This window comes from Sulfurovum indicum (assembly GCF_014931715.1).
Taxonomy (GTDB): Bacteria; Campylobacterota; Campylobacteria; order Campylobacterales; family Sulfurovaceae; genus Sulfurovum; species Sulfurovum indicum.
Genome location: NZ_CP063164.1, coordinates 873539 through 886361 on the forward strand (window position 1 = coordinate 873539; position 12823 = coordinate 886361).

General features: G+C 43.1%; 13 protein-coding genes. 6 read left to right on the forward strand and 7 right to left on the reverse strand.

Annotated elements, in window-relative coordinates; genetic code table 11:
• Nucleotides 1-98 precede the first annotated feature (98 nt).
• Nucleotides 99-1316: a hypothetical protein gene (locus tag IMZ28_RS04420; protein ID WP_197549540.1), complete on the forward strand. Its 1218-nt coding sequence runs from the start codon at nt 99-101 to the stop codon at nt 1314-1316.
• Between the two features lie 7 nt (nt 1317-1323).
• Here the strand turns inward: IMZ28_RS04420 and IMZ28_RS04425 are convergent, their stop codons facing one another.
• Together IMZ28_RS04425 and surE are read right to left on the reverse strand one after the other, a co-directional pair.
• Nucleotides 1324-1959, reverse strand: coding sequence for a tRNA threonylcarbamoyladenosine dehydratase (locus tag IMZ28_RS04425; protein ID WP_197549791.1), 636 nt, complete (start codon nt 1957-1959; stop codon nt 1324-1326).
• 82 nt (nt 1960-2041) lie between these two features.
• Nucleotides 2042-2824: a 5'/3'-nucleotidase SurE gene (gene surE / locus IMZ28_RS04430; RefSeq protein ID WP_197549541.1), complete on the reverse strand. Its 783-nt coding sequence runs from the start codon at nt 2822-2824 to the stop codon at nt 2042-2044.
• Between the two features lie 98 nt (nt 2825-2922).
• On the opposite strand from surE, the gene greA reads away from it, so the two are divergent.
• From greA to IMZ28_RS04450, 4 genes are all read left to right on the forward strand, one after another.
• Complete coding sequence (greA, locus tag IMZ28_RS04435; RefSeq protein WP_197549542.1) at nt 2923-3414, forward strand: transcription elongation factor GreA; 492 nt, start codon at nt 2923-2925, stop codon at nt 3412-3414.
• A 69-nt stretch (nt 3415-3483) separates the two neighbouring features.
• Nucleotides 3484-4491, forward strand: coding sequence for an N-acetyl-gamma-glutamyl-phosphate reductase (gene argC, locus IMZ28_RS04440; RefSeq protein WP_197549543.1), 1008 nt, complete (start codon nt 3484-3486; stop codon nt 4489-4491).
• A 22-nt stretch (nt 4492-4513) separates the two neighbouring features.
• On the forward strand, nt 4514-5230 hold the full coding sequence (locus IMZ28_RS04445; RefSeq protein WP_197549544.1) for a UDP-2,3-diacylglucosamine diphosphatase: 717 nt from the start codon (nt 4514-4516) through the stop codon (nt 5228-5230).
• Nucleotides 5227-5649 (forward strand): YqaA family protein, encoded by a 423-nt coding sequence (locus IMZ28_RS04450; protein WP_197549545.1) that lies wholly within the window; start codon nt 5227-5229, stop codon nt 5647-5649. The genes IMZ28_RS04445 and IMZ28_RS04450 overlap by 4 nt, the downstream gene beginning before the upstream one ends.
• A gap of 17 nt (nt 5650-5666) precedes the next feature.
• On the opposite strand, the gene IMZ28_RS04455 is transcribed toward IMZ28_RS04450, so the two are convergent.
• The 3 genes from IMZ28_RS04455 to IMZ28_RS04465 form a co-directional block, all read right to left on the reverse strand.
• Complete coding sequence (locus IMZ28_RS04455) at nt 5667-5978, reverse strand: DUF3817 domain-containing protein (protein WP_197549546.1); 312 nt, start codon at nt 5976-5978, stop codon at nt 5667-5669.
• A gap of 319 nt (nt 5979-6297) precedes the next feature.
• Nucleotides 6298-7263, reverse strand: coding sequence for a nuclease-related domain-containing protein (locus IMZ28_RS04460; protein ID WP_197549547.1), 966 nt, complete (start codon nt 7261-7263; stop codon nt 6298-6300).
• 26 nt (nt 7264-7289) lie between these two features.
• Nucleotides 7290-8231: a methylenetetrahydrofolate reductase gene (locus tag IMZ28_RS04465; protein WP_197549548.1), complete on the reverse strand. Its 942-nt coding sequence runs from the start codon at nt 8229-8231 to the stop codon at nt 7290-7292.
• Between the two features lie 223 nt (nt 8232-8454).
• On the opposite strand from IMZ28_RS04465, the gene serB reads away from it, so the two are divergent.
• Nucleotides 8455-9078, forward strand: coding sequence for a phosphoserine phosphatase SerB (gene serB / locus IMZ28_RS04470; RefSeq protein WP_197549549.1), 624 nt, complete (start codon nt 8455-8457; stop codon nt 9076-9078).
• A gap of 6 nt (nt 9079-9084) precedes the next feature.
• Here serB and IMZ28_RS04475 read toward each other — a convergent pair whose 3' ends face one another.
• Nucleotides 9085-10554 (reverse strand): 4Fe-4S binding protein, encoded by a 1470-nt coding sequence (locus IMZ28_RS04475; protein WP_197549550.1) that lies wholly within the window; start codon nt 10552-10554, stop codon nt 9085-9087.
• Nucleotides 10555-10579: 25 nt separating this feature from the next.
• The gene (locus IMZ28_RS04480; protein WP_197549551.1) at nt 10580-12730 is read right to left on the reverse strand and encodes a TonB-dependent receptor; all 2151 of its coding nucleotides are present in this window, start codon (nt 12728-12730) and stop codon (nt 10580-10582) included.
• Nucleotides 12731-12823: the final 93 nt, after the last annotated feature.

Genomic DNA, 12823 nt, shown 5'->3' on the forward strand with positions numbered 1-12823 from the left:
CACCCCTTCACACCACTATCACTCTACACTATCACTCATTAACTTCGGTTTGACTTTCTCGTGTATAATACCTCCAAGTGAATCATCAAAGGAGAGTCATGAAGTATTTACCTGTCAGCCTGTTGCTGCTTTCTTGCCTTCATGCAGATTGGACTGCAGATATCTTTAAAAAGAGTACAGAACTCTATGATGAAACCCGTGAAAAGACCATACAGATATATAAAGATACCCTTGAAACAAAACCGTTGAGCCATGAAGAGTTAAGAAAAGAAAGACTGGAAAAAGCATGGGATAATGTGGTTGATGAACTTCAAGAGGGGATCCACTATATTGATGAACTTAAAACCGCACCTGATTCAAGCTGGATCGGCAGGGATAAAGAGGAAATTCAGGAAGATATTGACCGACTGTTTGATAAGATCATAGAAGGGCTGGTAGGCGGGGACTTGACAGTATATAAAAGCCAGATGCAAAAGTTTCGTAAAGAGATAGATGAGAACAAAGCGAAGATCCTGACCTACCGTGAGAAAAAGATCGGTGCACCTGATTCCAGCAAGCTCTATACGACTAAAGAGGAGTATGATGAAAAGATCAGGGATATAAAAAATGAGAACAAGATCCTTGAAAATGAGATGCGCATTATCAAAGAGAGTCTCCGTCAAAGTTTTGCAGATATCGGTGTAGAGTTGAGTATCGGACAGATCGATGTCCTGCTTACCAGAGTAGATGGTGATGATATCATACAGATCTCATTGGTGATGGATACACTCAAAAATATTACACAGCAGATACTCTATCTGATGCGTGAGAGCAATGAAGAGCTCAGGCAGGCCAAAAAGTATTACGGTATGCATCAAGTACTTTTGGAGCTTGTCGTCTACATCCAGCAAAAGTATATTGACAAGACAAACAGTATTTATCTTCCAAAGATAAACAGGGTTATCCTTGAAGCGCAGGAGATGATCAGCCAGACCAAGCGTCTTAAAGCCAATGAAGAGGATGACAAACGTATTTCTGTATATGCACATAATATAGAGGCACAGGAGTGGACATTGAAGGTTGCCAAACGTTACAGGGAAGATCTTATTCGCTCCAGAGATAAAATGATAGAAGCGCAAAAGGTGGCTATGGCCAACCTCAAAGTCTCCAAAAACACTTATGAGACAGTCTCTCTCACTGCCGACCTCTATACACTGATCTCCGAGAGTCAGGAGATGTTCCTTGAAGTAAGTAAAATACAGGTACCGGATATAGTACCGTTTGAAAATATTCAGATACAGCAGAAGTATAAAGAGCTGACCGATAAGATAGAGTAGACGGAGGCTATTTGATAATACGTTTGATCGCCTCCGAACAGACGGTCAGTCCAACTGCACCTGTGACAGCAACACAGGAGCCTTTCTCTGTGCACTTTGCCTCCTCAGGAGAGAAGACCACGGTAAAGTTTCTGTCGAATTTCGCTTTTTTGAGTTCGTTGCGTATCTTTCTTGCCAATGCATCCCCATGGGTTTTCCAGATGGATGCCACTTCGATCTTGCTGGTATCGTAACGTTTGGCCGAACCAAGCGCCATAATGAGTTTTTTGTAGCACTTCCTGGCTACTTCGATCTTGACTTTTGTCGTATCGGCTGCATCAATGATGATGTCGTAAGGCTCGAAGTCAAACGTCTCCACCCATGCCATATCCATGCGCTGGTTAATTGTCTTGACAGAAGGATAGATTTCTTTGAGCCGGTCAACTTTTACCATGCCTACCGCTTCAGAGCCTATCTGTCTGTTCTGGTTTGTTTCATCATAGATATCGAAGTCCAGAATGGTAATGTCACTGACTCCGGAGCGGTAGAGGCAGTCAAGGGCATAGGAGCCCACACCGCCTACACCGAGAATGAGTATTTTTGCCTTTTGGAGTTTTTCAAAGTCTTCATCTCCAAAGAGCATTCTGCAGCGTTCGTATCTCATCGTTCTTCTCCGAAAACGCAATGAGAGTGAATCGTGTCGGTAAGCATTGCTGTGCAATACTTTTGTTGATGGGATATTTGTTTCATTGTTCCACCCACTTTTGGAGGTTTTGTATCTCATTATGCGCTGTCATATCAAGCTGGATGGGGGTGATGGAGACATAGCCGTCATTGACTGCTTCAAAGTCTGTAGTATGTCCCTTGGTATCCATCCAGCCAAGTTCGGGGAGTCCTATCCAGTAGTACTCTTTACCGCGGGGGTTGTAGTGCACCTCTGCATTGTGTGCGTAGAGCCTGTTGCCTGCACGGGTGACCTTGAAGCCTTTGCACTGTACTTTTGGGATGGGAGGGATGTTGATGTTGAGGAATTTGCGTGGCGGCAGCGGGAAAGTGCCTGCAAAGATCTTTTGAACCAGTACTGCAATACTCTTTTGTGCCAGAGTGTAGCCGAACTCTTCGATACTTTTGCCTGACTCTGCATAAACCTGGGATATTGCAATGCCCGGAATGCCCTGAAGTACTGCTTCCATGGCTGCCGATGCTGTGCCGGAGTAGGTAATATCCTCCCCCATGTTCGAACCGATGTTTATGCCGGAGATAACAATGTCGGGTTTATGCTCTTTAAAGAGCTTGTTGAGTGCCAGAAAGATACAGTCAGACGGAGTACCGTCATCAAGCTTGTAGAAGTTTTCCTCAAGTCGAATGAAGTGCAGCGGACGGGTGAGGGTAAGCGAATGTCCGCAGGCGGATTTTTCCGTACTGGGTGCAACGACAATGACTTCTCCCAGCGGTGTGAGTGCTTCAATGAGTGCTTTCAGGCCTTCTGATTCATAGCCGTCATCGTTGGTGATCAATATTTTTTTCATAAATGTCTCTTCTCTGTATGTGAAAATAAGTGTTATTATAACCTTTTTGCTATAATACAAACAATTGTGAACCAATAGACTATTTAAAAGGATGGATCGTGCAAAAAGAGCCGATGTTACAAGAGACCTATGTCAAGCTTTCAGAAGAGCTGGAGCAGCTTAAAACCCATGAGAGAGGAAAGATCGCAAAGGTGATCGATGAAGCCAGAGAGCTGGGTGATCTCAAGGAGAATGCGGAGTATCATGCAGCCAAAGAGAAGCAGGGACTGATGGAAGCACGTATAGCCGAGCTGACTGACCTTATCGGACGTGCACAGGTGGTAGATCCGTCTACTCTGGCCCATGAGCGTGTCAGTTTCGGATCGACAGTATGTTTGACCTGTCAGGAGAGCGGAGAGGAGGTCAAGTATACTATCGTGGGAGGTGTAGAGTCCTATCCTGAAAAAGGACTTATCTCATTCCACTCACCGATGGCAAGGGCTCTGATAGGTAAAGAAGAGGGTGAAGAAGTAGAACTGAACCTTCCAAGCGGCAAAAAAGTATATGAGATTGAAGAGGTGTTGTATGAGGAGATCAAACTGGCTGAATAGTCAAGAGAGAAAAGTGTCGGTATGCATTGCTTTGTAATGCCGTGATTATAAAATATAAGGAATGGTGAAATGGTAAAAGTAGGTGTTGTGGGTGCCAGCGGATATACAGGGCTGGAACTGGTCAAGATGCTGACAAGTCATCCGGGATTTGAATTGACCTATCTGGCGACCACACAGGGAGATACGCTTATAGAGTCACTGCATCCGTCACTGGAGGGTGTCATAACCATGCCTGTGGAAAAAGCAGATGTGAATGGTGTGCTCAATGCATGTGACCTGGTCTTTCTTGCTCTGCCGCATAAAGCCTCTATGGGCTTTGCCAAAGGCCTGTTGGAAAATGGGCTGAAGGTAGTCGATCTCTCGGCAGACTATCGTTTGCAACTGGATACATATGAAGAGAACTATTGCCCACATGAAGACAAGGAGCATTTGGATGAAGCAGTCTACGCACTGATAGAGTATTACCGTGAAGAGCTTAAAGGTACTGATCTTGCAGCAGGCCCGGGTTGTTACCCAACGGCAACACTCCTGGGTATCCTACCCTTTATCCCCTACCTGGATACTTCGGCACCGCTTTTTGTTGATGCCAAATCGGGTGTAAGCGGAGCGGGGAAGAAATTGAGCGAAACAACCCATTTTGTAACGGTCAATGACAATATCTTCGCCTACAATCCACTTAAACATCGCCATGCACCCGAAATTTCCGAGAAGATTGAAAAGGTACACGGTGTGAAGATGCATGTCAATTTCGTACCGCACCTTATTCCTGCCACTCGCGGGGAACTTGTCTCTGTCTATGCGACACTCAAGGCGGATATTGACCCGCTGATGGTGCTTAAAGAGCACTATGCCAACGATCCGTTCATACGTATCCGTGACAAGCCTGTGGATATAAAGAGTACGGCAGGTACGCACTTTTGTGATATATATGCGGCAAAGAACGGTAATGCCCTCTTTGTCAGTTCTGCCATAGACAATCTGCTTCGCGGTGCCAGTTCTCAGGCTCTTGCAGCAGCCAATCTTATGTGTGGGTATGAAGAGGGGATGGGAATTCCTGTGATCGCCTATGTCCCATAAGTGATCAAGTGAGGAGTAAGGCATGAGGAATAAAGAGTGCAGAGTCGTTATCAAAGAGGGAGCACTCTTTGTTGCCGATTCCCACTATCCGCATCATGGAGATGATTTTTTAACCCTGATTCAAAAGCTTGATGAAGGTGTACTTGAGGTACCGCAGCTTTTTCTGATGGGTGATAATTTTGATCTTCTCTTTGGCTACAATGATTATATTCAGACTTTCTCCTCTGAAGCTATTGCACTGCTGCAAAAGCTTTCCAAAAAGCTTGAGATCCACTACTTTGAAGGCAACCACGACTTTTGTCTGCAAGCGCTTTTCCCGAATATGACGGTTTACAGCAGGGAGGAACAGCCTGTCAGGTTCACTTTGGATAACAAGGTAGCGGCCATATCCCACGGGGACAAGTATGTAACGGGATTTGGTTATGACCTCTATTGCAAACTGCTGCGCAGCAAAACCACACTGACTCTTCTGAAGCCGTGGGAAAAGAAGATCATTGACCATCGTATGGGAAAACTGGCACGAAAGAAGATCTGTCGTACATTTCATGGCTTTGAAAAAAGAGTTGATGCAATACTTGAACATTATGAAGATGAAGATCTGGTGATAGAAGGGCATTTCCATCAGGCAAAGATATTTGGAAAGTATGTCTCTCTTCCTTCTTTGGCATGCCAGAAGGAAGTTGCCATGGCTGAAAATGGCAATATCGTTTTTAAAAAGGCAGATACTCTCTCTGCATGATTTATCTTTCCCTTTTTTTCATTGCGTTTGCTTCTGCTACTCTGCTGCCGCTTGGCAGTGAAGCAGTTCTTCTTTACGATCTCTCTCTGGGCTACTCTGTTCTGCTGTTATGGAGTGTGGCAACACTGGGCAATACACTTGGAGCGGTGGTCAACTATTGGCTTGGTCTCAAAGGAGAGGGGTTTCTTGAGAAAAAAGGATATCTCTCTTCTGTTAAAATGGAGAAGGCACATCAGAGGTTTGAAAAGCAGGGCGGCTGGGTGCTGCTGCTTTCCTGGGTTCCTGTAATAGGTGATCCGTTAACTTTCATAGCCGGAGTACTGCGTTATGGGTTTAAAAAATTTTTACTGATCGTTGCTTTGGCAAAAGGAGTGAGATATCTGGTAGTGATCGGGGGATACTGCTGGGGAGTTTCGTAGGTTGGCATCTGCCAAACCTACGCTTTTACCTTTTGCAGGGAAACAGCATATTTTGTTTTCAGAAGTTTATCTGTATAGAATGATCCGAACGGCAGCAGTGAGAGACCAAAGTAGAAAGCTGTCTCTTTCCATGAGAAGCCTTCCTCATTTTTGGCTTCAATTATCTGATAGATAAAGGCAAAGACAAGCAGACCATGGATCATACCGACGATCTTGGTAGCAACAGGGTAACCGAAACTGTACTTTAGCGGCATGGCGATAAAAAGCAGAACAAGGAAGGATATTCCTTCGATCTTATTAATAATACGGAATTTTTTTAATTCAGACATATTTTCTCCTAATTAGATATGCGAAAGTATAGCAGAAGAAGATTAACGGAGAATGAAGCTTTTGTAGATCAGAGAGAAAGTGTATACGACAAACTGTTTCTCGTTCCGTATCTTCATTATATCAGATCGAAAGCAAGTTATTTGTTAGGTCAGTGAATGTAGAGTAGGGAGGTTATTTAATGAAGAGAGGCTATAAAATAGTCATGGCACTTGGTGTATATGTTCCATACTGTTTGGAGATGTAAAACAAGGAATGAATATTGTAGCTACTTAATCATTACTTTTTAACACTAAAAGCGCCTAAAAATGTCTGCTATTTTTACTGCTTACTGTTTGTATTGACAAAAAAGAGTTCTTTTACTCCACAACTTTCACAAACTTTATAAAAATGATTTTTATTTTTTTTTGTTCTTGGCTTGCATGAAGGTTTATTGCAGGTATGTTTGATCGGCATATTGCTGTCGCAGTTTAGGCATTTAAAATAATAACCATATTTGCCATATCGTATTTCAAGACTTTGATTGTCACATTTTTTGCATCTATAAGTATGTGGTTTTAGTTTATCATAGTGTAATGCATCTTCATTAATGCTATTGTTTTCTAAAGATATACTATTTTGTTTTGATACTTGAAGCGGCTTATTAAGTGTATGTTGTTCTTTTAAAAAGTATGCAATTTTTTGTTGTGTCCCGTGATATAGAATAATGTGCTTTGGAATTATTTCAGTGATAACATTTTTTTTACGTCGTGAAATCAACTCATTTATTTTGTCAGGAATAGCATCGGCTTTATGCACTTCAGGAAGATTTATGTCGTCACGTTCGATAATTCCATTATCAGAAATAGCGATCAATACATCAAAAAATAAATCGTCGTAGGTATGTTTGATTAACTTACTTATCAGTGTGTCTCTAAAAAGGTTTAAACCGTATTTATTGAGATATGACTTTAAAAATAGAGCTTGTCTTTTTGCTTGCTGAATAGGTGAGGGCATACCTTTTTCCTCATTCGCAAAAACACGTTTCCATTCTCCATATTTATTTACACTAACTTTTGTGCTCACACTCTTGGATTCTATGATAATAAAACCACATTCATGTATAACAAAATGATCAATCGGTGCTACATCGTCATTATTAACTAATCGTAAATCGTTGATGATTAATACATTTTGTGAATTTTCAAAAGCTCTTTTTAGGTAGAAGCTCATTTGTTTTTCAGCAGAATATCCTGCTTGAATGAGTTTATCTTTTGAGTCTTTAGGATCGGTCGTTTTGATAATCATATTCTGTCTTTTCCCTTCTATCAACACTAATTATGAGAGGTGCTTAATTCTCCTATTAGGTCCGAACACAGATCAAAGCGGTTATGCGTCATCAGATGCACTTTGCCATGCAGTTTCATCATCTCGTCAAAGATCGATTTAGAGAGTGCAAAGCCTATTTCCTGCTCTTTCTCTTCCCCGTCCATAGCTGCAAGATTCATCTCGTCAATGATCCCTTTTGGTACGGAGATACCCGGTACTTTGTCATCGATAAAGTTCGCTGTCCTGGCACGGACGATGGGGAACTGTCCCAGAACAAGCTGTGCTTCTTTTGCAGTCTCCCTGATACTCATCTCTTTTGCCTCTTCAAAAAGTGCCAGAAGTTCTTTGGCATTCTCAAGATCATAAACAGGTTGGGTAATGATGGCTCTTGCACCGTAATTCAGTTTTTTAAGCATTCTCTTTTGCAGTTTTTTCATATCTTTTGCATAGGAGTTGCTTACAGCAAAAGGGTAGATCGGTCTGGGTGCAGGGTTAAGCGGTTTGTTGGAGTAGTCTACACCGTTGTTAAGATGATAGATGATGCTCAAAAGCAGGGTAGAATCACGCTCGAGTACTCCTTTGACCTCAGGCTGGTCTGAGAGCTTTGCCGGGTCACCGGTAAGAGCGAGGATGCAGCGAAGATCAAAATCGTTGGCACCAAGCAGTGTGGATTGTAAAGAGAGTTTGTTCTTGTCTCTCATACTCATTGTAGCGATAACAGGTTTACCGAAAGTCTGCTGTACTTTTATGGCTGAGAGTACACCGCTCATTTTCAGTTTTGCCAGAGGATTGTCGGTACAGGAAAAGCCGCTGACTTTTTCATGCAGGTTGTGTTTTCTGATGTCTTCTATGATTCCGTCAAGTGATGCACCATGCGGGGGATTGATCTCTACAGTAATGAATTTTTTGGTCTTATTGCATAAAAAGTCGCAAAATGTTTCGAACATTAGTTATACTCTTTCTCTTTTATTTGGACGCAAAACGGACTTGGTCCATTGTTGCTACGTTAATACCGGGTTGGTCCTCACTGTGTTGAGGAGATTGACACGCTTCAGCAGCAGGACTACACGACAGGTCGTGTTGATTTATTGTTTGTCAATATGTAAAAATGCTTACTTTTTCAGTAATATTGCTATAATTCTACCAAAATTATGCATAGAGGTATCTATAATGGCTAAGTTGGCTGTATTTGATTTTGATTCGACACTGATGGATGGTGAAACCATCGACTTTCTGGCTGCACCTTTGGGGCTTGAAGAGCAGGTAGCTGCTATTACTGAACGCGCGATGACAGGTGAGTTGGACTTTTTTAAGTCACTGATCTCACGTGTGGCCCTTCTGGAGGGCTTGGAGAAAAGCAGGGTCGATAGCATCTGTGCCGACCTTCCTATGATGCCCGGAGCATTTGAAACAGTGGCAGGGCTTAAAGAACGCGGCTATACGGTCGTCTGCTTCTCCGGCGGTTTCCGCAATGCCACCCAGCCTGCTTGTGAAAGATTGGGGGTTGATGCAGAGTTTTCAAATTTTCTGCATGATGAGAACGGTATTCTTACCGGGCGTGTCGGTGGCGAGATGATGTACTCAGATGCCAAAGGTGATATGATCGTACGTATACAGAAACTTTTGGGAGTAGATCGTAAAGACACCCTGGTGGTCGGTGACGGTGCCAACGATATAAGCATGTTCGCCCATGCCGATACCCGTATAGCATTCTGTGCCAAGCCTGTACTTAAAGAGGCGGCGACACACTGTGTGGATAAAAAAGACCTCAGAGAGATACTAAAGATCGTATAATTGTCGTTACCCTCCTGAACGGGTATGAAATTGATGTTTTGTAGCGGGTTGAAGGTCTTCAGCCTTCACCTTGTGTTGTATACTGTGTGAGTGATGCGGTTTTCTTCCGTAGGTATCCAGAATGTATTCCCGATAGATATTAACCGCGATAAAGAAGAAGATAAGCAGTGCGGCGAACGGATATGCAAGCACTTTTCTAACCTTGGCAGCATTGATAAATTGCATACGATGATACAAAATATAAAGTGCCCAGACTACGGCGATCCATCTAAAGAGGTGCAATACCTCAAGCCATTTATTCCCATGTTTTACAAACGGTTCTACATCGACCTGCATACCGAAACCCCATGCAAATCCTTCGATGATACGGGCACTATTACCTGTGAGAAAGAACTCCCACGCATGTGCCATGGATGCCAGTAGGAATAACGGTGCGAAAGCGTACCCTAAGGTGTAAAAGACTGTGCTGAACTTCTGTTTCATGATGACAGATGCAAGGAACATCCCCAAAACGGCAAAGAAAACAGAAAAGATGACAGCATAGACAAACGCAAAAAGACCTACAGCATCGATACTGCCAAAATCGATGTACTGCTTGGCAAAGGTTGCTGTTTTTGCCCAGAGCATCTCATCTGCCACATTACTTCGTCCCAGACCATGGTGAAATGCCATGCTTATAGGAATAGCGGCAAGGATCAGGATAAAGACCCATACTTCTGCTTTGATGACCTTGAATTTCTGGTAGATGGCATAACCGGGTTTAAGCACTTTGAATTTGAGAGCGGCACAACTGTCCGTACAATCCATACAGAGTGTACAGTCTGACATGCTTTTCTTTTTTTTGAAATTGAAAGGGCTCAATCCGTAAGGACAGCTTTTCGCACAGTCGAATGTCTTACAGTCACTACAGGCAGTATCGTAAGAACCGAACCATGTTGCAGAGAGTTTGCCGTATCCGCGCAGTGCGGTACCGATAGGACAGATGTAGGTACAGTAGGACATCTCTCTGAAAAGAAAGTAGAAAACAAAGGCAACGAGTGTCATGATGGCAAAGAGCATTGCCGAACCGTAAGGTGTACGGTAGAGAGAAGGGAACATATAGTAGACACCCCACCATCCAAAAACCAAAAGTGCTACACCGATGAAGCGGTTCTGCAGCCATTTTGGCATTTTATGTTTCAGACCGATCTTTGTAATGTATTTTCCTAGGAAACCGTGAGGACAGATACCGCAGAAGATCCTTCCAAACAGCGGCAGGGTTGTTACGATGAAAAAAGGCCAGAATAATCCCCAAAAGAGTGCATGTGTAAACGTGTTCTTCTTTCCGGGTTCACTGAAGCCGAGGTAGATGGCATAAAAAAAGAGTGCTGCCACCGTAATACGTACAGCAAATACGAACTGTTTATTCGTAAAAATGAAACGAAAGAGACGGTAACGAAATAAATCGTTAACGGCTCTATGATGTTCTGTTACCATGATGATCCTTTATGTTTTCGTAATCTTAGAACCTGTATCTCAAACCAAGATAGAAGAGACGTCCCGGATCGACGGTAATAGATGCATCTTCCGCATCGAGTACACCGTCATAATTACTATCGCTAAAGAGGTAAACGGTACGGTAGTACTGTTTGTCGAACACATTTTCCATTTTTGCAAAGATCTCAAGGTTCTCTGTCGGCGAATAGTTTGCAAACAGGTTCATCTTTCCGTAACCAGGCATCGTAACAAGGTTGGTCTCATCGGCATAGTATTCGGACTGGGCATAGAATTCCGCACTTAGCTCCAGGTTGGAGCGTATCTTATAGTGAACGAAGAGATCCAGTTTATGGTGTGGTACTCTTGGAAGCTGGTTTCCGTTGATGTCATAGGTCACATCATCTGCTGCAGGGTCTACACTTCTTACGTAAGGATTACCTAATGAGACTGTAAAAGGAGTATGCGATGTATAGTAGGCATCAAGATAGGTGTAAGCCAGGCTGAAGGAGAGTGCTTTTCTTCTGTCACTTTTCAGGCTGAGTTCCACTCCTCTGTTTCGTGCATCACCTACATTGTCAAACATAATATCTGCATTGCTGCTGTAGTAGGTTCCTCCGTTTTTGGCAATGATATCTTTCGTATCGGTCAGGAAGAGGCTTGCTTCATAATAGATGGACTCAAGCAGGGTTCCTCTCAACCCGATCTCGTAGTTGATAGTTGTTTCCGGATCAAGATTTGGATTATTGACGTAATCCTGAGGGTCAAAGTCACCTGCATATATTTGGGAAACAGTCGGATTTCTGAAACCTGTAGAGACATTGGCAAAAAGTGTATGGCGGGTCATAAAGTCATAGGTAGTTCCCAGACGATAGCTGCAGTTTGTAAAGGAAGTATCGTTATCTGCTGTAATAACACCGTCCGCAGCACTGTAGGAGAGTGACGTGTAGTTATATTTGTCATAGTCTATACGCAGGTTTGCGATTGCTGTCCATGCAGAAGTGATCGCATATTTTCCTTCTCCGTAAACTGCCAGACGATCTTCTGTATTCGTACTGTCAGTATAGTCACCCTGTTTTCCTCTATATGTATCTTCAAGCTGAACTCTGTATTTGTCAAAGATGCGTTGACCCGTATCCAGACCGACCATATAAGCTAGGTTCTCAAGAGAGGCACGGTATTCTGTCTTGACACCATACTGTTCGATATTGTCATTGTTGTCATTGAGATAGAAATCATCAATAGTATCGCCGTCTATATCCTGTGGGGAACTTTTGTAGTCATACTCATCTTTGTAGTAATAGGCATTAGCCATGAACTGCCCGCCGTTTGAGAACTCTTTCTCATAACGTAAAAAATACTTTTGGAGAGTAGAGTAGTAGTCACGGATGTAGGACCAGTCTCCTTCGATACCTTTGGGGTAGAGTTCGGCGTTGGTAACACCTGTTACACTTCCTCCACCAGCTTCAAATCTGTCTGTATAGTTGATCCCAAGCGTGACATCGCTTGTTTCGTCGATATAATACTGAAGCTTTCCGTTGACAGACTTATTCCAGTTCTCTCCCTCTTGATCCCAGTAGCTGTCATCATCCAGGAAGTTGAGGTTGAGGCTGGCTGCATATTTGTCCGTAGCATACTTCAGGTTGGTTTCGGCATTCTTATATCCGTAACTTCCTCCCTCGACACTGATCCAGCCACTGGTCTTGTTCTTCGCTTTTTTGGTTGTGATGATTACAGCACCGGCTAAAGCATTGTTTCCGTAGAGGTAGCTGGCTCCGCCTTTGATCACTTTGATCGACTCTATTTCATCAATGTTGAACTTGATCTTTCCGCCGTTTTGGAGTACCGGAACACCATCGATGACGATGGCTACACCGGTATCTTCCCACATAAACTCCTGCTGTGAGATACCGCGGATATGTATCTCGACCGCGCTGTTACGTACATCTGCTGTAATACCGGGAATGGTTTGGAGCAGATTGTTGATGTTCTTTGGATTGATCTTGGTGATCTCCTCTTCATTGATGGTATTGACGGTCGAAGGCTCTGTTTTCATATCCTCTGCTATGTCGACAATAGTGGATGACTGTACCGTAATAGGTGCCAGTGTTGTTTCTTCTGCAAAAAGTGCTGTTGCACAGAGAACCACAACGGATAGTGTTATTGTCTGTTTGTTCATTGGTTCTATTTCCTCCTAAAGAATAAGTGGCTATTGTAACAGTGGGGTGTTAATTTTGTGTTAAGTTTTTCAGGCAGTGAAAATAAGGCTTTT